Origin of the sequence: Acidovorax sp. LjRoot129, assembly GCF_964253765.1 — a bacterium.
Classification (GTDB): domain Bacteria; phylum Pseudomonadota; class Gammaproteobacteria; order Burkholderiales; family Burkholderiaceae_C; genus Acidovorax.
The window spans coordinates 2,626,323-2,647,106 of record NZ_CAXUSE020000001.1; the positions used below are offsets into that span (position 1 = coordinate 2,626,323).

Below are 20,784 nucleotides of genomic sequence, written 5' to 3' on the forward strand. Positions count from 1 at the left end.
TGGCCTCAGAAACTGGCGCGGCCCAAGCGAGTGCACCCGCGGAACTGGCTTGGTCAGGCCACCGGGTGCGTCCCCCTCCCGCGCACCGGGAGAAAGGCTGGAGGCCGTAGCTCCAAGCCTGCCCGCGCAGGCTTGGACGGGCCGCAAAAGCTGCCGCCTCTGGCGGTGGCCCCTGGCGCAGCGACCCAGGAGGTGAATATCTACTCTGCGTCATGGAAGATGATGCCCGCCGTGTGCCGCTGCCCTGTTCGCACCCGGCTCACCCCGTGCCGCAGGTTCACGCGGTAAGTCCCCCGGGTGCCCTGCACCGGCCGGTGGTGCACGGCAAACGCTACGGCATCGCCCTGGCGCAGCGGCACGACCTCAGCGCGCGATTGCATCCGCGGGCGCTGCTCGGTCAGCACAAATTCGCCACCGGTGAAGTCGCGGCCTGGCTCGGACAGCAGGATGGCCACCTGCAGCGGAAACACATGCTCGCCATACAGGTCCTGGTGCAGGCAGTTGTAGTCGCCGGGTGCGTACTGCAGCAGCAGCGGGGTGGGGCGCACCTGGCCGGCCGCATGGCAGCGCGCGATGAAGTCCGCATGGCGCGCGGGGTAGCGCACCTCGATGCCCATGGCGGCATTCCAGTGGTTGGCAATGGGGCACAGGTGCGGGTACAGCGCATTGCGCAGCCCGGCCACCACATCGGGCAACGGGTAGCTGAAATACTGGTATTCGCCCAGGCCGAAGCCGTGGCGCTGCATGACCACGCGGCTGCGAAACAGCGGCAGGCCGGCTTGGCGGTACAGCCCGGCCAGCGCGGTGCATTCGCCAGCGCTCAGCAACTGCGGCAGCACCGCATGGCCTTGGGTGTGCAGGTCGTCGGTGGCCTGGGGCCAGTCGAGCGCGACGACACGGTCGGGCCAGGGGGTTGTCTCTGGCGACTGCGTGGTCTGCGGTTGCGCGCTCATGCCACTTGGTCCTCGCGCAGCGCGGGTTCTGCGGCATCGGATTCGCGCTCCAGCAGTGCCCGTTTGCGCTCCACGCCCCAGCGATAGCCTGACAGCGCGCCGTCGCTCCTGACCACCCGGTGGCACGGTATGGCCACGGCCAGCGCATTGGCCCCGCAGGCCTGGGCGACGGCCCGTGTGGCGGTGGGGGCGCCGATGCGCGCTGCGATGTCGGCATAACTTGCGGTCTGCCCCGCGGGGATGGTGCGCAGCGCCTGCCACACGCGCTGCTGGAAGGCCGTGCCCTGCACATCCAGCGGCAGGCCAAGGCCCAGCCCGGGTGCTTCGACAAAGGCCACAACCTGGGCCACGAGGGCTTCAAACTGCGCATCGCCGCCCACCAGTTGGGCTTGGGCAAAACGGTCCTGCAGGTCGCGCACCAGGGCGTCTGGGTCATCACCCAACAGGATGGCGCACAGACCTTGCCCGCTGTGCGCCACCAGGATGGCGCCCAGCGAGCATTGCCCGACCGCAAACCGGATGTGCTGTGCCGCGCCGCCCGCACGGTAGCGCGTGGGGGTCATGCCCAGCACCTGGGCGGACTTTTCGTAGAACCGGCTGCTCGACTGGTAGCCCGCGCCGTAGATGGCGTCGGTGACCGAGTCGGCGGATTGCCCGAGCGCACTGCGCACACGCTGCTCGCGCTGTGCGGCCGCGTAGGCCTTGGGGGTGAGGCCAGTGGCCTGCTTGAAGATGCGGTGCAGGTGCGAGCCGCTCAGGGCGACGTGCTCGGCCAGCGCATCGAGCGTGGGCGTGCGCCCATTGGCCACTTCGGATTCGATGAAGCGGCAGGCTTTTGTGACCAGCGTGCTGTGGTGCGCCAGTGCGGAGGGCTGCTGGGGCTTGCAGCGCTGGCAGGGGCGAAAGCCGGCGGCCTCAGCCTCTGCGCAGCTGGCGTGAAAGCGCACGTTCTCAGGCCGCGGCGCCCGCGCTGCGCAACTGGGGCGGCAGTACACGCCGGTGGACTGCACCGAATACCAGAAGCTGCCATCCGCCGCCGCGCTGCGCGCCTGCACCGCCGCCCAGCGCGGGTCGGCCTGGGTGTTGACGGCCTGTGCAGCCTTGGCGGAGGGGATAGCACGGCTGGGCATGGCAGTGAAAGGTTGGGCCAGGGCGTTGGCGCTGCGGTGAATGGTGTTCAGGTTCATGGTGGATGGCTCACAAGGTGGATTGCGATGCCATGCACTCTAGGGATGGGGTGGGCGAGGCGCACTCCGAAGCTTGCTTTTGAATTCTGCGCTTTTCGGAGGCCAAGGGCCTGAGACCTGATTTGCTCCTATTTTGATAGCTATTTGCGCTTTATCAATAAGCGCCAGCGGCCAAAAACAATCAAATTTCAGGCGGCTGCAACGGCCGCGGCCGGCGTTTGCCCGTACCGCCCCAGCGCCGAGCATCCTCGCCCGGAATGCCCAGCGGGTTGTCCGCAGGCTCGGCCAGCGGCGCCAGCAAGGCCTGGAGGTCGGCCTCGCTGAACTTGACCGCGCCCGCCGCATCGTGCCCCAGCACGCCGTGCGCCAGAGCCGCCTTGCGTGCCTGCAGCTCCAGCATGCGTTCCTCGATGCTGCCTTCCACCACCAGCTTGTAGACAAACACGGGCTGGTCCTGCCCGATGCGGTGGACGCGGGCGGTGGCCTGTTCTTCTACGGCGGGGTTCCACCAGGGGTCGAGGTGGATGACGGTGTCGGCGGCCGTGAGGTTCAGGCCCAGGCCCCCGGCCTTGAGGCTGACGAGCAGGATGGGGGCGCTGGTCTCGTCCTGCGCCTGGAACTGCCGCACCACCGTGCCGCGTTGGCGTGGAGGTGTCTGGCCGGTCAGGGTGAGGTAGGGCAGGGCCAGTGTGTCGAGCAGCTCGGCCGCCAGAGCGAGCATTTCAGTGAACTGCGAGAACACCAGCACGCGGCGGCCTTCATCGACCAGGGCGGGCAGCATGTCGGCCAGCAGTTCGAGCTTGGCGCGCTCCATGGTCTGCGCCGTCTTTGTCGTCCCCTTCACCAGGCGCGGGTCGCAGCAGACCTGGCGCAGCTTGAGCAACGCATCAAGGATGGTGATCTGCGCGCCATCAAAGCTCTGGCGCTCGAGCGCGCGGCGCACCTGCTTGTCGGCTGTGGTGCGCACGGCCTCGTACAGCTCGCGCTGCTTGCCCTGCAGTTGCACGCGCTGGATGACCTCGGTGCGCGGTGGCAGTTCGGTGGCCACGTCCTGCTTGCGGCGGCGCAGGATGAAGGGGCGCACGCGCTGGGCCAGCAGCTGGGCGCGCAGGGTTTCGCCGTTCTCTTCGATGGGCTTGCGCCAGCGGGCGTTGAAGCTGCGCACATCGCCCAGAAAGCCCGGCATCAGAAAGTCGAACTGCGCCCACAGCTCGCCCAGGTGGTTTTCGAGCGGCGTGCCCGTCAGGCACAGCAGGTGAGGGGCCTGCAGCTTGCGCAGGGCGCGGGCGCTGCGGCTGCCGGCGTTCTTCACCATCTGGGCTTCGTCCAGGATGAGCAGGTGAAAAGGCTCGGCGGCCAGCGCGTCGACATCGCGCCACAGCAGGGGGTAGGTGGTCAGCACCAGGTCGTGCTGGGCGACCTGCCGGTAGCGCTGGCCGCGGTCGGGGCCGTGCAGGCTCAGCACGCGCAGGCTGGGCGCCATGCGCGCGGCCTCGGCCTGCCAGTTAAAGAGCAGCGAGGTGGGCAACACCACCAGGGCCGGGCGGGTGAGGCGGCCCGCTTCCTTTTCGACCAGCACATGGGCCAGGGCCTGCGCGGTCTTGCCCAGGCCCATGTCGTCGGCCAGGATGCCGCCCAGACCCTGGGCGCGCAGGTACTGCAGCCAGGCCAGGCCTTCAAGCTGGTAGGGACGCAACTGGATCTGCAGGCCGGCGGGTGTGGCCACGGGCTGCGGCGCGCCGATGCGGCGCAGCCGCTGGGCCAGCTGCGCCAGGCCCACGTCGCCCTGCAGCTGCCAGCTGTTGTCCCAGCCGTTGACGGTGCCCACGCGGTGCGCCTGCACCAGGCCTGCGCGCAGGGCCTCGATGCGCCGCGCCTCCCAGGCACCCAGGCGCAGCGGGTCGCCGTCCTTGAGTTGTTTACGGGTCGGATCGGTCAGCAGATCGACCATGGCCCCCACGATGGCCTTGAGCGGCCCGGCCGGCGCGTCGATGCGCCGCCCGCCCGGTGCACGCAGCGAAATGATGGCCAGGTCGTCGATGGCGGCCATCTGCCGCGCGTTGAGCCAGCGCACGTCGCGGCGCAGCATGTCGGCCAGCATGGGGGCCAGGTCCAGCGTGACGCCGTCAATCTCGATCCCCAGGCTCAGCAGCCAGGCGCCTTCGCGCTCGGGCAGGTGCAGCTTTTGCACGGGGCGCTCGCGTGGGCCCAGCGGGCCGTCCACCTCCTTGGCCAGCAACTCGCCGGTGTCGGGGGCAATGACCAGCTTCCAGCGCTGCACGGGCACGCTTTCGTGCGCGAAGCCGGGGTGCACCAACACGCTCCAGCCTTCGGCGCGCAGCGGAGGAATCTGGTCGGCCCAGAAGTCGCCGAAGTGCGCCTCCTGCGCCAGGGTCCACACCGGGCCCAGCGCGGCAGCGGCCTCGCGGTGGCGCCACTGCAAATGCTTGGGGTCCACGGGGGTGAGGCCCAGGTCCCACACCCGGTCCATGGCGTCGGCCTCGGCCGCCAGGTTGCGCTGCATGCGCAGCACGGGGCCGCCGGTGTCGTACAAATCCTGCACGGGCGCGGGGCGGGCGTTAAGCACCGAGGTCGGCGCGGCGGTCTCCCACTGCGCGCCGCTGTCGGTGCGGTAGATCCAGTCAATCTGCGCCAGGGTCACGCTGTCGCCGCGGGGGCCCAGCTTGCCCTGGGGCGCCATGCCCAGCAGGCCATCGCCGCGGCCCAGTGTCATGAGGGTGATGCGGGGGCGGAAGTGGCCGGTTGTGATGCCGGGAGGGGATGGTTGGGGCGCAATGGTGCGGGGGCTGGGGGCGGCGGGCCCGGGGGCATCGCCGCGCAACAGTGCCATGGCGCGGGCGGCTTCGGCGTCGGTCAGGGGCGCCAACTTTTGCAGCGTGGCGGCGTCGGCCCGTTGGCGCAGCGCCTGGACCCAGGCGGCCACCAGTGCGGCCCGGTCGGATCGCGACGGCTCGGGGTCGGGTTCAGGGGCGAAGGCGTGGCCAGCGTCGGACATAGGCCGCACATTGTGCCGTGCGTGCCGTGGCAGACCTTGGGGTGCTGGGCGGCTGCGCGGCGATGTTCTGTCAGGTCTGGCGCGTTACCGGTGGCGTGGTCGCGGCGGCGGTGGCTAGAGCCGCCGCGGGGCGGCGCCGGTTGGCCTGCACGTTCATCGCAGCTGCCGCCAGCAAGATGGCCGCCGCCCCCAGCCATTGCGCCGGCTGCAGCCGGTGGCCAAACGCGACAAAGTCCACGCCAATGGCGACCACGGGATAGATGAACGACAGCGCACCTTGCAAATACGTCGGCAGCTTTTGCACCGCGCCGTACAGCAGGATGTACATGAGACCCGTGTGCACCACACCCACGGTGATCATCAGTGCCCAGGTAGTAGCGCCTTGCGGCGGGGCGCCCAGATCCGCGAAGGGCGCCAGCATGAGCACCCCCACTCCTACTTGCACGAGTGCGATCAGATGCGGCGGCGTGCCGGTGAGGCGCTTGGCAACGACGGATGCCACAGCCCAGAAAAACGCCGCGCCCAGCGCCATCGCAATGCCCAGCGCGTAGTGGCCGCCCGGCACGCCCGCACCGGGTTTGGCCCGCACGATGAGCAACATGCCCACGAAGGCCGTCAACAGCCAGCCGACTTTGGCCAGCGTGACGCGTTCACCAAACAGCAATGCGCCAAAAACCACCAGCATGAACGGCTGCGTGTTGTAGACCGCGGTGGCGACCGAAATGGAGGCGTGTGAATAGGCGCCGAAGAGCAGCAGCCAGTTGGTGACGATGGCCACGCCACCCAGGGCCGCCCAGAGCGCGGTGCGCCAGGTCAACACGCCCCGCAGCAGCCCCATGGCCCAGCACACCAGGCCCAGCGTCACCGCCCCAAAGGCGCAGCGCCAGAACACCACCTGCAGCGCAGGCAGGCCTGACTGAACGACGAACCAGCCGATCGTGCCGGAGATCGCCATTGCCGCACTCATCTCCAAGGTGCCTTGTGTTTTCTTGTCCATATGCGCTCTTGTGGTGTCTGTGGTGGTGTCAGAACTATAGGAACTTGGCGCTTTTTGATGAATGCACGAAGTAAGGTGATTTTTCAATTGGTCCTGATAATCTGAGGTATTTTTAACCTTTCAGGAAGGATGTTGCATGGATGCAGTCGATCAAGCCATTTTGACGGTGCTGCACCAGGATGCCCGCACCTCGCTCAAGGAACTGGCCGAGCGTGTCGGGCTGTCCTCGCCCAGCGTGTCGGAGCGTTTGCGCCGCCTGGAGGAGCGCGGGGTGGTCCGCGCGTTCACCGTGGACATCGAGCCGCGCGCGCTGGGATACCAGCTGCAAGCCATCGTGCGCATCAAGCCTCTGCCGGGCCAATTGGCCGCGGTGGAGCAGCTGATCCGGGACACGCCAGAGTTTTGCGAGTGCGACAAGGTGACGGGGGACGACTGTTTTGTGGCACGGGTGTACGTGCGCTCCATCGAGCAGCTCGACGGCGTGCTGGACCGCATTGCCGACAAGGCGCAAACCAGCACGGCGATTGTGAAGGCGCAGACCATCCGGCGCAGGCCGCCGCCATGGATTCCAGGAATTTGATGGCAGGGTGGGGTGGGGCGTTTCAGCCGCCCAACACCCGCGCAAACAGCTCGTTGCGAAAGTGGATGCCCAGGCGCGCAAAGGCCCGGTTGCGGTAGGTCTTAACGGTGGGCACGCTCAGGCGGAGGTCGCTCGCGATGCCTTCGTGCGTCATGCCTTGCAGCAGCCGGGCGCACACGTCCAGCTCGCGGTCGGTCAGCTCCGCCTGCAGCCGCATCAGGCGCATGCGCAGCACGGGCAAGGCGTCTGCGGCCAACGGGGCCAGCGTGACATCCGTCGATTGCAGGGCCGGGTCGCTTGCGGCAGATCCGAGGGTCTGCACGTGCGGGCGCGGGCCGCCTTGCGCCGCCTGCTGCCAATGATCGGTTGCAGCGGCCAAGGGCGGGAACGGATGCGACAGCAGGATGTGTTTGCGGGTGAGCGCCAGCAGCACGGGTGCCACGGATTCAAACGCGGCGATCTGCCGGTCGCTGAATGCGCGCTGGTGCTGGTGGCGGTAGAAATTGACGGCGAATACCGAGCCATCACTTTCATATTCGACCACCGACACACGCTCAGCCACGCCGTGGGCTTCATACACCCGGGCACGGTGCTCGCCCTCGACCTCGGTGGCGGTCACATGGCACAGGCGGGTCTCGGGCTGCGCAACCGGCGCTTCGTCAAAGGCGCGGCCCCACGTGCGGTCGCTGCGGTAGGGGCCCGACAGATACGCCCACCAACAATCCTGCGTGGTGTCGGGCACGCCCCGGCTGGCCGACATGAAGAGCGTGGGCTTGCAGCGCTGGCCGGTGCGGTACACCGACCATGACGCCGCAGGCAGCACGGGCTCCAGGTCCTGCAGCAGGCCGGGGGCAAAGCCGTTGTCGCCCAGGCGGTGGACCATGCTGGCGAGCGTCTGGCTGGCGGGGCTGTGCAGCACCTGCCGGCCGGGCGAAGTCTGCAGAGAAGGGGGAAGCCACTGCCGCATGGGTGAATCGCGAAGGTTGGGTGCTGAAAACGGGGAGTGTGCGCTGAAAGAGACTGCGCAGCCGCCGCCAGAGGCGCGGGTTATCCCGTCATCCTCTGGGATGACAGGCCCCGGCTGCAACGGGACTTACGCTAAGTGCTATGCCTGACCTGACCCCTTTGCCCGACCCGCAACTCCAATTTTTTGCCGACCTGCGCGTGGATGTCGGCACCCCCCAGGAGGTCGGCCACACCGTGCACGGTCTGCGCAGGCTGATTCCCATCCTGGGCGGCAGTGCCACGGGCGACGGCTGGAGCGCGCGGGTGCTGCCTGGTGGCGCGGACTTCCAGCTCATCGTGAACGACCGGCTGTCCGAGCTGGACGCGCGCTATGTGCTGGAGACCGATGGCGGCGATCTGATCTACGTGCAAAACCGGGCCGTGCGCTCCGGCCCGGCCGAGCTGATCGCCCGCCTGGTGCGCGGTGAGCCGGTGGACCCGGCGCAGATCTATTTCCGCTGCAGCCCGAGCTTTGAGACGGCGTCTACAGCGCTTGGCTGGATCGCCGAGCGCATGTTTGTCGGCACCGGCGCGCGCTACCCGGATGCGGTGGCAATGCGCTTCTTCGAGCTGCGGTAGCGCCTGGCTACTGACCGACCGCCTCTGTACTTTTTGATCCTTTTCCCGCACACAAGAACCACCCCGGAGACAACCATGAAGAACATCGCCCAGCGTCTTGCTTTCACCACCACGCCCCGCCGCGCCATCGTTGCCGCAGCCCTGTTGGCGGGACTCATGCCCTGGGCCAGTGCCCACGCGCAGGGGGCTGCCACGTATCCGAGCAAGCCCGTGCGCATCATCGTGGGCTTTCCGGCTGGGACGGGGCCGGACATCGTGGCGCGCCTGCTAGCGCAAAAGCTGTCCGAAGGCTGGGGCAATGCCGGCGTGATCGTGGACAACAAGCCCGGCGCCGGCGGCCTGATCGCAGCGAGTGAGGCTGCACGCGCCACGCCCGACGGCTATACGCTGATGCTGGGCGAAACCGGCCAACTCAGCATTGCACCCAGCAGCTACAACAAGCTGCCTTACGACCCAGCCAAGGACTTTGTGGCGGTGAGCCAGGTCGTCACCTCCGACTTCGTGCTGCTGGTCAACCCGCAAAAGGTGCCGGCGCGCAATGTGAAGGAGTTTGTGGACTGGACCAAGCAGCAAAAAGGCTTGTTCCTGGCGACCTTCGGCGCAGGGACGCCCGGGCACTTTGGTGCCTTCATGTTCGGCGATGCGGTCAAGCTCAAGCCCGAGCCGGTGCACTACAAGAACACGGCCGATGCGCTGGGCGGCCTGTTCAGCGGTGATGTACAGGGCGTGTTTGCCAGCGTGGGCCTGGCCGCCCCCAATGTGAAGGCCGGCAAGCTGGCTGCGCTGGGCACCACGGGCGCCACACGCACCAACACGCTGCAGGACGTGCCCACCATCAAGGAGCAGGGCTACGCCAACCTCGAGTTCTCGTCATGGTTCGGCATCGTGGCGCCTGCCAAGACGCCGCCGGAGATCATTGCCAAGCTCAATGCCGACATCGTCAAGGCGGTGCAGTCGCCAGAAGGCCGCGCCAAGATGGAAGAGGCCGGTTTCCGCGTGACGGGCACCAGCCAGCAGGACTTCGCCCGCACCATCGCTGCGGACACGGTGACCTGGGGCAAGGCCGTGGCCGCCACGGGCTTCAAGGCCGATTGATGGGCTGACTGCCCGGTTGCTCCGTGGGATGGCTGATGCCACTCATGCCCAACGGGGACTCCCACGATTGGCGCCGGTGGCGGCTATTTGCGCGCGGTAGTGGCAGGGGCCGGCAGTTGCAGGTTGGCCTCTTGCACCACCCGAACGCAGTCGCGCAGGTGCTGCTCGCCCAAGTAACGCAGCGTGGCGTAGCCGATGGTGGCGGCCACGGCCTGGCCGGCCAGCGGCACGTACTTGGCAACCTGCTTGGTGGTCAGGCGCAGCCCTACGGTCTGGGTGGCGCGCAGCACCAGCTCCCGCGTGACCAGCTTGCCAATCAGCACCGAGCCCACCCAGCCCACGGCTTTTTGCACTTGCTCGCGCTTGTGGGGGTCGAGTTGGTCGATCTGCTGGGCCGACAGGCCAAATTCAGCATTGATTTGCGGCAACAGGCGCGAGAGCAGGGCAGCGTCCACAGCCCAGTCCAGCCCGGGCACCGGTACTGCGCTGGCCGCGGCGGCGACCAGGGCACGTTTATGAAGCAGCTTGCGGCTGCGCTGCACGGCTGCGGCAAGGGCCGGATTGCCGGCCGCCATTTGCAATGAAGTGGGCATGGTCTGTTGTACCTGATGGGTCGCCGGTCAGTAAAGGGGCAAGGCCCTGCCATGGGCCAGGATTCCCGAAGGCCTCACCGCAGGCCTCTGCGCCGTCATGGCTTGCTCTGGATAAGGCTGAACGCCGCCAGCAGCAGCATGGCGCCGACGACCGAGGCGATCCAGCCCGCTGCTTCGCCCTGTTCATACCAACCCATGGCCAACCCGAGGTAGGTGGTCAAGAAGGAACCCGCCACACCGAGCAGAATGGTCATCACCCAGCCCAGTTTGTCATCGCCGGGCTTGAGCGCCCGGGCCAGGAGTCCCACCAGCAGTCCGACGACCAATGTTCCAAGCACTGTTCCCATGATCTTTTCTCCCGCATGCGGCGAAGGCGATCTACAGAATCTAAGGATCGGGGGTGATGAAACTTGTCGGACAACGGGCATTGCGCGCGTCCCATCGCCGGTAGGCAGCCAGGGAATCAAGAGTTGCGCCAAGGCCGCTCAAACAGGCATTTCTCAAACAGGTGCGAGCGCAGCACCAGGCCGGATATGTCGTAGTCGGCCGGCGCACAGGCGTAGCGGTTGGCCGGCAAGCTGGCATGGGCCAAGGCCGTGAGCAGAATCTGGCCAGCACCGGCGATGTCTTCACCCAGCTTGCACGCGCAGTTCATCTCGGGTCCGAATAGGTCCTCGTGGGCCACCACCAGCGTGGGGCCAAAACCGATGCCGGCGCTGACGTGCAGCGCGCGCTCCGGCGGCAACACGGCGTTCATGGCATCCAGCGCGCGCAGGGTGTCCAGGGCCGCCTCCAGTGCCTGTTCTGCGGTGGCAAACACGGCAAACAGGTTGTCGGCCTCCTGCTTGATGACTTCGCCGCCGTTGCCGGCGATGGCAGGGCGTGCGGCCTGTTCCATCTGGTGCAGCATCGCCAGAAAGTGGACGATGCCGTGGCGCGCTGTGATGCGCGAGAAGCCGCACATATCGAGCACCAGGATGCCCACGTCCCGCACAAACGCGTTTTTGATCGTGGCATCAATGGCCGCCGCGTCGCCGGGCTGCTGATTGCGAAGCGACAGCAGGCGCCGCAAGAATGCCTTGTCGTGGGGCGTATTGAGGGCGGGGGAGTCCGAGGGCGGAGTGGCAGACATGGGCAGCGGGCTGTGGGCGGTGTCTGACATCGTAGCGCGGCAGGTGCTTGCTGTGCGAGCCTGCCTGCCGGCCTACATTGGGCTGTCTCCACAGAAAAGGAAGACCGATGAAAAGAACTTTCAAGAACCGATCTTTCCCCCTGATTTTCGTGGCTGTCCTCGCCATGGGCACCGCTCTGGTAGCACCTCACACAGCGGTAGCACAAAGCGGTGACGAGGCTTCGCTTTCGCGCGGCGCTGTGCCGGACACCACGCCGCAGCAACACTACCAGACCGCCATCCGCGAGGCGGGCGGCGGCCTCAAGGTCAGCTTGGAAGAATGCCGCGCGATGCCGTCTGGCGAGCGCAGATCTTGCGAATCCCAGGCTCGGGCGCGTTACCAGTCAGACATGGCCAAAGCCAAGGGCATCCTGCGCGGCGACCCCTCGGCCGGGCCGGTGAATGTGGTGGGGGGCCCGATTCGTGGCACCGAGACGACGTACGAGATCAAGAAGTAACCGCCAGGGGGCACAGCGGTTGTGCGCGAAGGGCGCCACAGCCGGGCGCCCGAGCCGAAAGTTACTTGGCGTTGGCCGAATCGTCGGCTGCAGATGCGGCCACGCGGCGCGCGCCATTGAAGCGGCGTGTCCAGTAGCTCACGCCCATATCTTCCACACGGATTTCGCTGCCGCTGCGGGGCGCGTGGATGAATTTGTTGTTGCCCACGTAAATGCCCACGTGGCTGAAATTGCGGCGCATGGTGTTGAAGAACACCAGATCGCCCGGTTGCAGGTCTTTCTTGTCTATGACCTGGGTGGCAGCGGCCTGCTGGTCTGCCCGGCGGGGGAGCAAAAGGCCGACGGTTTGCTCGTACATCGCGCGGACGAAGCCGCTGCAGTCAAAGCCGGTTTCGGCGCTGTTGCCGCCCCGCTTGTACGGTACGCCCAGGAAACCCATGGCGTTGACGACCAGGTGCGAGGCGTTGTCCGCCACGATATGGGCCTTGTCTGCCACCTTGTGGCTCACGTCCTCCAGCCGCGTGAGCAGGCCTTTGTCCGCGATCAAACGGTCCATTTCGTCAGAGTTTGCCGCTTGGGGCGCAGCCTGGGCGGAAGCCGCGCAGGTCAGGAAAAGAATGCAAAGCCATCTGGACATGGGGACGGAGGGTAACACGGTACGCTTACTTATCAAAAATAATTACATTCGCAACCCATTGATTTTGTTCAGAGAAATCAAATCCGGGCTTGGCGGTAGGCGTAAACCACGCGTGCCGGGGGACAGTGCTGGCGGCGTAAAAACAGGTGCGCAGGCCCAACTTTTAGCGGTAGATTGCTTCTCTTCGTGAGAGGAAATGGGTCATGTTCGGAATAAAAATCACGCCCCTGCGGCAGGGTGCAAAGGCCCAAATTGCTATTCTTTTGGTAGCAATGGGCATTCACGCCAGCTGCAGTGCCGATGGCCCACCGCCCGCTGTGTCCCTGGTGCCCGTGGCGAAGGGGCTCGATCACCCGTGGGCAGTGGCTTTTCTGCCGGATGGCCAGTTTCTGGTGACGGAGCGGCCGGGGCGAATGCGCGTGATCAGCCCCAGCGGGCAGGTGAGCCCGGCCTTGATGGGGATGCCCACCGTAGCCGCGGGCGGGCAGGGCGGGCTGCTGGATGTGGTGGTCGACACAGCTTTTGCGCGCAACCGGCGCATCTTTTTTTGCTTCTCTGAGCCCGCAGCTGCCGGCGCCTTGGGCAACAGCGCGGCGATGGCGCGGGCCACGCTCTCGGCCGATGGCCGCAGCTTGGAGGACGTCAAGGTCATCTTCAGCCAGCGCCCCAAGGTCTCGAGCTCCCAGCACTTTGGCTGCCGCATCGTGCAGGCGGCAGACGGCAACCTGTTTTTGACCCTGGGCGAGCGCTACCAGCGCCGGGATGACGCCCAGAAACTCGACAACCACCACGGCAAGATCGTGCGCGTTACGCCCGACGGCGCAGTGCCAGCGGACAACCCCTTCCGCCAGCAACCAGGCGCATTGCCAGAAATCTGGAGCTACGGCCACCGCAACCCGCAGGGCGCTGCGCTCGCGCCCGACGGCAAGCTGTGGATGCACGAGCACGGCCCGCAGGGCGGCGACGAAGTCAATCTGCCGCAGCCCGGCCGCAACTACGGCTGGCCGGTGGTCACCCATGGCGAGAACTACGGCGGCGGCAAGATTGGCGAAGGCACGGCCAAGGCCGGGATGGAGCCGCCGCTGCACTATTGGGTGCCGTCCATCGCCCCATCGGGCATGGTGTTCTTGACCAGCAGCAAATACGGCGACGCCTGGAAGGGCAGCCTGTTCATCGGTTCGCTGAAGTTCGGCACGCTGCACCGGCTGCAAGTGGGCCAGAACAAGGTGCTGCGCGAGGAAAAACTGCTGCAGGGCAACGGCGAGCGCCTGCGCGACGTGCGCCAGGGGCCAGACGGGCTGCTCTATCTATTGACGGACAGTCCGCAGGGCCAACTCTTGCGCCTGCAGCCTTCCTCCTGAATTTCACACCTGCCGCAGGCGCTGCAGCTTGCAAGCCCCGGCATTCGCCCGCGTGGCCGAGTCAGGCCAGGCTGCGACAATGCCGGCATTTCCGCGAACTGCCGCCCCGCGCGGCCCCCCCACCCATGCTGCTTGACGCCACTGAATCCCAACTCGTCCTGGTCGACTACCAGGAGCGCCTGATGCCCGCCATCTTTGAAGGCCCCGCCGTGCTGGCCAACGCCCGCCGCCTGGCCGAGATCGCCCGCATGCTGGATGTGCCCGTGTGGGGCACCGAGCAAAACCCCTCGCGGCTGGGCGCCAACGACCCCGCGCTGCGCGCCCTGTGCGAGAAGACCCTCGCCAAGATGCAGTTCAGCGCCGCCGAAGAAGGCCTAGGCGAGTGGCTGCGCCCACCCGCCAAGCCTCAGCAGGGCGGCAACGCGCGCAGCCTGCCCAAGCACCTGCAAAAGCCCGCCACCCAGGGCGACGAGCGCGGCACTATCGTGATAGCCGGCTGCGAAGCCCATGTGTGCTTGCTGCAGACGGCGCTGGACCTACTGGAAGACGAGTTCGAGGTGTGGGTGGTGACCGACGCCTGCGGCTCGCGCACCGAGCGCAATCGCGATGCGGCCTTCGACCGCCTGGCCGGTGCCGGCGCCGAGCTGGTGACGACTGAGATGGTGGCGTTCGAATGGCTGGGGAGCTGTGAACACCCGGCATTCAAGGACGTGCTTGGGCTGATCAAATAGCCGATTTTTTAGTATTTTTGGCCTCTAGCGCTTATTCCATAAGCCTCTAAAGCTACCAAATTAATAGCAATTGATATTTGGGGCGATGGCGGATGTGCGCAGCTGGCACCTGTAAACCGTCGGGTTCAATGGCCAGTCGCGCAGAGGACCACAGCCATCGCTGCCTCCGATTCACCCAGCCTGCAGCGCCTCCGCCTTGGCACAAACGGCGTTGCCGGAGGCCACCCAGCCGTCCATGCCACCTTGCAGAAACCGCGCGTCAAAGCCCGCGGCGCGCAAGCGCAACGCGGTCGAGCGGCCAACTTCATGGCCATAAACGCAGTACACCACCACGGCTTCGCTGGCAGACAGCTCAGGAGCCCAGGTGTCGATGGCGGTAGGGTCGCGCCAACGGGCATTGGGGATGGCCGTGGTGGCCGCCTCGTACACACCGGCGCGGCGTACATCGATGAGTTGTGTCGCTGCTTGCGCGTCTTGAATGGACGCATGCAGCCCTTCGCTCGCGGCGTGTACGGCGTGTTGATAGCGCTCGTAGACCGCGGTCCAGTGGATATTGGCCATGAACGCATCCACATAGGCGCCCGCTGCCGCGCCGTGGTCGAGGTGGTAGGCGTGCTCGTACATGTCGAGCGCGAGGATGGGCACGCCCCCCGCTGCAACCTGGGTGTGGTCGCTGGACCACTGGTTGACGAGCGTGCCTTCGCGCGGCTGGAACACTAGCAGCACCCAGCCGGAGCCGCCGCCCAGCGCCTTGCCCATGGCGACGAACTCTTCGCGCCAGCGCTCCACGCTGCCAAAGCTAGCAGCCAGCGCCAGCTGCATGCCGGGGGCAGGCGCCATACCAGCGCCGCCCAGGCTGCCAAAGTAGAGCTCGTGCAGCAGCATCGAATTGCCCGCGATCAGTTCCTCGCGCTTGAGGCCGTTGAGTGCAAAGCCGGGCGCCGAGGCGAAGGCCAGATCAGCGAGTTGCCCGCGGATGGCATTGAGCCGCGACACCGCGCCACCGTAGTTGTTCTGGTGGTGGCTGCGCAGCAGCTTTTCGGACAGACCCGGCAGCGTGGCTGGGTCAAAGGGGAGGGCTTGGGGGCGTGCTTGCATAGTGAGAGCCTTTATAAAAAATACCGGAGGAATCCGCGCTCTGGGGATCGGCTTCAGACGAGGTACGGCTTGAGAAGCGTCACCGCCAGCCCCACCGCGCCACAGGCGCCCAGCAGCGGCAGCACGCCGATCTTGAAGCGGAACAGCGCCACCCCGGCCGCCACGGCAACCACGGCCGAGACCGCGTCAAACCGGCCGCCAAAGCCCTGCGGCCACAGCAGGTGGTACGCAAAAAACAGCGCCAGGTTCAGGATCACGCCCACCACGGCGGCGGTGATGGCCGAGAGCGGTGCGGTAAACCCGAGCTTGCCGTGGGTGGCCTCGACCAGCGGGCCGCCGGCCAGGATGAAGATGAACGAAGGCAAAAAGGTGACGAAGGTCACCACCACCGCGCCCGCAGCCGCGCCGGCAAACACCGCATCCGGCCCCCAGACCTGCTGCAGCCAGGCTCCCACAAAACCCACAAACGCCACCACCATGATCAGCGGGCCGGGTGTGGTCTCGCCCAGTGCCAGGCCGTCGATCATCTGCGGGCCGCTGAGCCACTGGTACTGCTCCACCGCGCCCTGGTACACATAGGGCAGCACGGCATACGCGCCGCCAAAGGTGAGCAGCGCGGCCTTGGTAAAGAACCAGCCCATCTGCGTGAGCGTGCCCTGCCAGCCCTGCGTGGCTACCAGCACGGCCATGGCCGTGAGCCACAACACCAGGCCGGCGCCCAGCACCTTGGCCAGGTGGCTGCGCGAAAAGCGTGCGTGCTCGGGCGTGGGCGTGTCGTCGTCGATGAGCGCGGGGCCGTAGCCCTCGTGCGCATTGGCATGGCCGCCACCCAGTGCAAACACAGCGGGCCAGCGCCGCGCGCCAAAGTGCCCGATGAGGCCCGCAGCCAGCACGATGGCCGGGAAGGGCGTGTCAAACGCAAAAATGGCCACGAAAGATGCGGCTGCGATGCCCCACATCCACCCGTTTTTGAGCGCCCGCGTCCCGATGCGGTGCGCCGCATGCAGCACCAGCGCCGTCACCGCGGGCTTGATGCCATAGAAGATGCCCGCCACCACTGGCACGTCGCCAAAACGCAGATACACCCACGACAACGCAATCAGGATGAACAGTGACGGCAGCACAAACAAGGCGCCCGCCACGATGCCGCCCCAGGTGCGGTGCAGCAGCCAGCCAATGTAGGTGGCCAGCTGCTGTGCCTCGGGGCCGGGCAGCAGCATGCAGTAGTTGAGCGCGTGCAGAAAGCGCTGTTCGCTGATCCAGCGGCGTCGCTCCACCAGCTCGGCATGCATGATGGCGATTTGCCCAGCCGGCCCGCCAAAGCTGATGAAACCGAGCTTGAGCCAGAACAGCAGGGCTTCGCCAAAGCCGACGGGGGCGGGGCGCTCGGTGGCGGAGCTGGCGGGTGAGGTGGGGGTGGTCGTGCTCATGGTGCGGCGGTGGGGGAGGAGGGGGTGGATGGGTTTCGCGGCGGGGCAGATGCAGCAGGCGGCACGGCGTACAGCGCATCAAAGATGTGCCCGGCCGCTTGGACCAGGTGGTCGTCGCTGGAGTGCAATTCGCGCAGACCGGCCAGCACGGCCTCCAGCCCTGCTGCCTCGGCTACTGGCATGCCACCGGCGTCCAGGTAGTGCACGGCGCGCGCCACGCGCTGCAGCCGGGGGTCGAGCTCCAGCCCAAAGCTTGCGATCAGCACTTCAAAGGTGACCAGCGCGCCCACGTGGGTGAACCGCGCCCCGTCAAAATCAAAGCCCAGCACGTCCTGGGGCGCCGACGCCGGATCGGCCAGCCACACGAATTGCGCGCCCGGGTCGATAAAGCGGCGAATCAGCCAGGCACAGGCCAGCCGGTCCACCCAGGGGCGCGCGCGCGTGGCCCAGCGCTGGTTCTGAAAGCGGGCCGTTTCCAGCCGCGCAATGCCGTGGGCGGGCTCGGCGGTGGGCTCGCCCGGGGATAAATGCGCTTCGAGCGCATGGCGTAGCTGGGCCAGGTCGGCGTTGGCTTGCGCCGCGGCAATGCCCGGGTAGTAGTCGATGCGGTGCAGCGCCTGCAGTGCCTCCGCCACACTGCGCAGGCGGCGGCGCGCTTCGGTTTCCGTCAGATGGGGCAGGTCGGCCTGCAGGGCGGTGGCTGTGTTGCGCCATTCGGTGAAGGCGTCGGTGCGGTCGAACAGTGCTTCGATCTCTTGCCGTTGGGTGTCATCGCCCGGCGCCATGGTCAGCACCATGGCCGTACCGCCGTGTTCTCTGACTTCCACCGCGATGGGGGTCAGCAGGGCCGCATGGTCCTGGGGCAATAGGTAAGCGCCGTCGCGCAGGGCGGCGCAGCCCAAAGTCTTGAGATTGCGCCAGATGCGCAGCCGGACGGCGTTGGGCTGCGTGGGGAGCGTCATGATGAGTGTGGACCACATGAATTGAAGTATATGTGTTTGATGATGAAATAGATATATCTATTTCTGATATCAACATTCGGAAGAGGTTGGGGTAGGTTGGGGCTGTGGGTGATGTCCGCGTCAGCTTGCCGCAAGACCATCATGAATAATTAAGAATTCAGAACCCGAAAATTCAAGTGGGCGCGAAAGATGCCAGGAGACAACCCATGAGCCGTTATGCCGACTTCTACCGCCAGTCCATCGATGACCGCGACACCTTCTGGGCCGAGCAGGCCCGTTTGATCGACTGGCACACGCTGCCAACGCAGATTTGCGACTACAGCAATCCGCCGTTTGCCAAGTGGTTCGTCGGCGGCACCACCAACCTGTGCCACAACGCGGTAGACCGGCACCTGGCCGCGCGCTCCGCGCAGCCTGCGCTGGTGGCGATCTCCACGGAGACCGAGACCGAGCGCAGCTATACCTTTGCCGAGTTGCACGCCGAGGTGCAACGCATGGCCGCGGTGCTGCAATCGCTGGGCGTGAAGAAGGGCGACCGCGTGCTCATCTACATGCCCATGATTGCCGAGGCGGCCTTTGCCATGCTCGCCTGCGTGCGCATCGGCGCGCTGCATTCGGTGGTATTTGGCGGTTTTGCCTCGGGCTCGTTGGCCTCACGCATCGAAGACGCCGAGCCCGTGGCTGTGGTCAGCGCCGACGCCGGGTCGCGCGGCGGCAAGGTGGTGCCGTACAAGCCGCTGCTGGACGACGCGATTGCGCTCTCCAAACACAAGCCCACCGCCGTGCTCATGATCAACCGGGGCCTGGCGCCCATGCACCTGCAACCGGGCCGAGACCACGATTGGGCGGCGTTGCGCGAACAGCATCTGAACACCGTGGTGCCCTGCGAATGGGTCGAATCCACCCACCCCAGCTACACGCTGTACACCAGTGGCACCACCGGCAAACCCAAGGGCGTGCAGCGCGACACGGGCGGCTACACCGTGGCGCTGGCCGCCAGCATGAAGCACATCTTTGATGCCAAGGCGGGGGACACCTACTTTGCGACCAGCGACATTGGGTGGGTGGTGGGCCACAGCTATATCGTCTACGGCCCGCTGATCGCCGGCATGACGACCATCATGTACGAGGGACTGCCCACGCGGCCCGATGCCGGTGTGTGGTGGAGCATCGTCGAGAAGTACCAGGTCACGCACATGTTCTCGGCGCCCACAGCGGTGCGGGTGCTCAAGAAGCAGGACCCGGCGTACCTTAAGAAATACAACGTCAAAAGCCTCAAGGCCCTGTGGCTGGCGGGCGAGCCGCTCGATGAACCCACGGCGCAGTGGATCAGCGACGCGCTTGCGGTGCCCATCATCGACAACTACTGGCAGACCGAAACCGGCTGGCCCATCCTGACCCTGGCCAACGGGGTGGAGCCCCAGACCGCGCGCTTTGGCAGCCCGGGCAAGTCCATGTACGGCTACGACGTGAAGCTCATCGACGAGGTCACCGGAGGGGAGCTGACCGGCCCTCACCAGAAGGGCGTGGTGGCCATCGAAGGCCCGCTGCCTCCGGGCTGCATGCAGACCGTGTGGCGCGACGATGCGCGTTTTGTGAGTACCTACTGGAAAAGCATCCCCGGCCGCTTGATCTACAGCACCTTTGACTGGGGGATCCGAGACGCCGACGGCTACCACTTCATCCTGGGCCGTACGGACGACGTGATCAACGTGGCCGGGCACCGCTTGGGCACTCGGGAGATCGAGGAGAGTATTTCGGCCCACCCCAACATTGCCGAGGTGGCGGTGGTGGGAATTGCCGATGCGCTCAAGGGGCAGGTGGCGATTGCGTTTGCGGTGGCGCGGGATGCGTCAGCGCTGGGGGATGAGGCGGCGCGGTTGAAGCTGGAGGGTGAGGTGATGAAGCAGGTGGATGGCCAGCTCGGTGCGGTGGCGCGTCCGGCGCGGGTGTACTTTGTGACGGTGTTGCCCAAGACGCGCAGCGGCAAGCTGTTGCGGCGGGCGTTGCAGGCGGTGGCTGAGCGGCGGGATCCGGGAGATTTGACGACGATGGAAGATCCGGCTGCGTTGCAGCAGGTGAGGGAGTTGGTGGGGTGACCGGTTTCTTATCCGTTCGGGCTGAGCTTGTCGAAGCCAGGGCTCGGCGCTTCCCCCTTCGTTCTGGCTGGGCTCGTCGAAGGCTTGGCGTATTGCAGCCCCGTACCGTTCGGGTTGAGCTTGTCGAAACCTGGGCTTGATCGTTTCGTGCGCTGAATTGGCCGCATGCCTGGATTCAGGGCGGAGGCCGGGAGTCGCCCGGCGTGCGAGTAACTTTCTTTTGCGTCGCCAAAAGAAAGTCACCAAAGAAAAGGCGACCCCCAGTCTGCGACCCCTGCGCTTCGCTACGGGGCAACCTGCGTCGGGACGGTTGCAGGGTGCGCCGTGGAACTCGCTTTGCGCTGGCGCGCGCCGCTTGGACAGCCACGGCGAGCTAGATAACGAGGCATGCACGCTCCGACGCGCATGCTCACCCCGCAACCGCCCCGCCGCAGGCGCAGCCAGCAGGGGGTGGACAGCCAACAGCCCAACATCCACACGGGCCATTGCTGCGCTCGGCCCTGAACGCGCGTGCGCTTCGCGCCGCGACCGCGAGGCCGAGCGCAGCAATGGCCAGTATGGCTGTCCTCTCCCAGTCCCTTCAGGATGCGCCGAGGAGCGCAGCGGCCAGCGGATCAGGGCTCGCGATTGTTTGAGCGAAGCGAGTTCGAGCGAGACCCCGCTGGACGCGAGCACCGCAGGTTGCCCCACTCGCCCAACGGGCGAGTGGGGACGCAGGCTGTAGGGTCGCCCTTTCTTTGGTGACTTTCTTTCGGCGACGCGAAAGAAAGTTACTCGCACGCCGGGCGACTCCCGGCCTCCGTCCTTCAACCAAGCATGCGGTACAAACCAG

The 20,784-nt window shown here is 66.5% G+C and carries 20 protein-coding genes; 8 read left to right on the forward strand and 12 right to left on the reverse strand.

The genetic code is table 11. From position 1 onward, the window contains the following. Positions 1-200 precede the first annotated feature (200 nt). The 4 genes from ACSQ3Q_RS11990 to ACSQ3Q_RS12005 form a co-directional block, all read right to left on the reverse strand. Positions 201-953, reverse strand: coding sequence for a 2OG-Fe(II) oxygenase (locus ACSQ3Q_RS11990; RefSeq protein ID WP_436134598.1), 753 nt, complete (start codon positions 951-953; stop codon positions 201-203). Continuing rightward, a complete protein-coding gene (gene ada, locus ACSQ3Q_RS11995) occupies positions 950-2,083 on the reverse strand; it encodes a bifunctional DNA-binding transcriptional regulator/O6-methylguanine-DNA methyltransferase Ada (protein ID WP_436136988.1) in 1,134 nt (377 codons plus the stop codon). Before ada ends, ACSQ3Q_RS11990 begins: the two co-directional genes overlap by 4 nt. 238 nt (positions 2,084-2,321) lie before the next feature. Further along, positions 2,322-5,156, reverse strand: a complete 2,835-nt coding sequence (locus ACSQ3Q_RS12000) for a DEAD/DEAH box helicase (RefSeq protein ID WP_436134599.1) — start codon at positions 5,154-5,156, stop codon at positions 2,322-2,324. 70 nt (positions 5,157-5,226) lie between these two features. Then, positions 5,227-6,153 carry a DMT family transporter gene (locus ACSQ3Q_RS12005; RefSeq protein ID WP_436134600.1) on the reverse strand — a complete coding sequence of 309 codons (927 nt, stop codon included), beginning with the start codon at positions 6,151-6,153 and terminating at the stop codon, positions 5,227-5,229. 136 nt (positions 6,154-6,289) lie between these two features. Here ACSQ3Q_RS12005 and ACSQ3Q_RS12010 point away from each other — a divergent pair, with 136 nt between their 5' ends. Continuing rightward, on the forward strand, positions 6,290-6,733 hold the full coding sequence (locus ACSQ3Q_RS12010; RefSeq protein ID WP_436134601.1) for an Lrp/AsnC family transcriptional regulator: 444 nt from the start codon (positions 6,290-6,292) through the stop codon (positions 6,731-6,733). 22 nt (positions 6,734-6,755) lie between these two features. On the opposite strand, the gene ACSQ3Q_RS12015 is transcribed toward ACSQ3Q_RS12010, so the two are convergent. After that, on the reverse strand, positions 6,756-7,700 hold the full coding sequence (locus tag ACSQ3Q_RS12015; protein WP_436134602.1) for a helix-turn-helix transcriptional regulator: 945 nt from the start codon (positions 7,698-7,700) through the stop codon (positions 6,756-6,758). 140 nt (positions 7,701-7,840) lie between these two features. Between ACSQ3Q_RS12015 and ACSQ3Q_RS12020 the strand changes: the two genes are divergently transcribed. Both ACSQ3Q_RS12020 and ACSQ3Q_RS12025 read left to right on the forward strand, forming a co-directional pair. Next, positions 7,841-8,317, forward strand: coding sequence for a DUF3237 domain-containing protein (locus ACSQ3Q_RS12020; RefSeq protein WP_436134603.1), 477 nt, complete (start codon positions 7,841-7,843; stop codon positions 8,315-8,317). 75 nt (positions 8,318-8,392) lie between these two features. Then, positions 8,393-9,412 (forward strand): Bug family tripartite tricarboxylate transporter substrate binding protein, encoded by a 1,020-nt coding sequence (locus ACSQ3Q_RS12025; RefSeq protein ID WP_436134604.1) that lies wholly within the window; start codon positions 8,393-8,395, stop codon positions 9,410-9,412. Between the two features lie 83 nt (positions 9,413-9,495). On the opposite strand, the gene ACSQ3Q_RS12030 is transcribed toward ACSQ3Q_RS12025, so the two are convergent. From ACSQ3Q_RS12030 to ACSQ3Q_RS12040, 3 genes are all read right to left on the reverse strand, one after another. Next, on the reverse strand, positions 9,496-10,005 hold the full coding sequence (locus tag ACSQ3Q_RS12030; RefSeq protein ID WP_436134605.1) for a hypothetical protein: 510 nt from the start codon (positions 10,003-10,005) through the stop codon (positions 9,496-9,498). Positions 10,006-10,100: 95 nt separating this feature from the next. Further along, on the reverse strand, positions 10,101-10,352 hold the full coding sequence (locus ACSQ3Q_RS12035; protein WP_436134606.1) for a GlsB/YeaQ/YmgE family stress response membrane protein: 252 nt from the start codon (positions 10,350-10,352) through the stop codon (positions 10,101-10,103). Between the two features lie 116 nt (positions 10,353-10,468). Further along, positions 10,469-11,137, reverse strand: a complete 669-nt coding sequence (locus ACSQ3Q_RS12040) for an adenylate/guanylate cyclase domain-containing protein (protein ID WP_436134607.1) — start codon at positions 11,135-11,137, stop codon at positions 10,469-10,471. A gap of 107 nt (positions 11,138-11,244) precedes the next feature. Between ACSQ3Q_RS12040 and ACSQ3Q_RS12045 the strand changes: the two genes are divergently transcribed. Beyond that, the gene (locus ACSQ3Q_RS12045; protein ID WP_436134608.1) at positions 11,245-11,634 is read left to right on the forward strand and encodes a hypothetical protein; all 390 of its coding nucleotides are present in this window, start codon (positions 11,245-11,247) and stop codon (positions 11,632-11,634) included. Positions 11,635-11,695: 61 nt separating this feature from the next. Here the strand turns inward: ACSQ3Q_RS12045 and ACSQ3Q_RS12050 are convergent, their stop codons facing one another. Continuing rightward, positions 11,696-12,271, reverse strand: a complete 576-nt coding sequence (locus ACSQ3Q_RS12050) for a C40 family peptidase (RefSeq protein ID WP_436134609.1) — start codon at positions 12,269-12,271, stop codon at positions 11,696-11,698. On the opposite strand from ACSQ3Q_RS12050, the gene ACSQ3Q_RS12055 reads away from it, so the two are divergent. From ACSQ3Q_RS12055 to ACSQ3Q_RS12065, 3 genes are all read left to right on the forward strand, one after another. Further along, on the forward strand, positions 12,252-12,461 hold the full coding sequence (locus tag ACSQ3Q_RS12055; RefSeq protein WP_436137072.1) for a hypothetical protein: 210 nt from the start codon (positions 12,252-12,254) through the stop codon (positions 12,459-12,461). The genes ACSQ3Q_RS12050 and ACSQ3Q_RS12055 overlap by 20 nt on opposite strands. A gap of 13 nt (positions 12,462-12,474) precedes the next feature. After that, complete coding sequence (locus ACSQ3Q_RS12060) at positions 12,475-13,632, forward strand: PQQ-dependent sugar dehydrogenase (protein ID WP_436134610.1); 1,158 nt, start codon at positions 12,475-12,477, stop codon at positions 13,630-13,632. A 125-nt stretch (positions 13,633-13,757) separates the two neighbouring features. Then, positions 13,758-14,363 (forward strand): isochorismatase family protein, encoded by a 606-nt coding sequence (locus ACSQ3Q_RS12065; protein ID WP_436134611.1) that lies wholly within the window; start codon positions 13,758-13,760, stop codon positions 14,361-14,363. A gap of 171 nt (positions 14,364-14,534) precedes the next feature. Here ACSQ3Q_RS12065 and ACSQ3Q_RS12070 read toward each other — a convergent pair whose 3' ends face one another. Genes ACSQ3Q_RS12070 through ACSQ3Q_RS12080 form a run of 3 tightly spaced genes read right to left on the reverse strand, consistent with a single transcriptional unit; the run spans position 14,535 to position 17,871 of the window. After that, the gene (locus ACSQ3Q_RS12070; protein WP_436134612.1) at positions 14,535-15,461 is read right to left on the reverse strand and encodes a Fe-Mn family superoxide dismutase; all 927 of its coding nucleotides are present in this window, start codon (positions 15,459-15,461) and stop codon (positions 14,535-14,537) included. 53 nt (positions 15,462-15,514) lie between these two features. Continuing rightward, positions 15,515-16,891 (reverse strand): chromate efflux transporter, encoded by a 1,377-nt coding sequence (gene chrA / locus ACSQ3Q_RS12075; RefSeq protein ID WP_436134613.1) that lies wholly within the window; start codon positions 16,889-16,891, stop codon positions 15,515-15,517. Then, positions 16,888-17,871, reverse strand: a complete 984-nt coding sequence (locus ACSQ3Q_RS12080; protein ID WP_436134614.1) for a chromate resistance protein ChrB domain-containing protein — start codon at positions 17,869-17,871, stop codon at positions 16,888-16,890. The genes chrA and ACSQ3Q_RS12080 overlap by 4 nt, the downstream gene beginning before the upstream one ends. A 158-nt stretch (positions 17,872-18,029) precedes the next feature. Here ACSQ3Q_RS12080 and ACSQ3Q_RS12085 point away from each other — a divergent pair, with 158 nt between their 5' ends. After that, entirely contained in the window at positions 18,030-19,952 is a 1,923-nt protein-coding gene (locus ACSQ3Q_RS12085) for a propionate--CoA ligase (protein WP_436134615.1), read from the forward strand. The last annotated feature ends 832 nt before the right edge of the window (positions 19,953-20,784 follow it).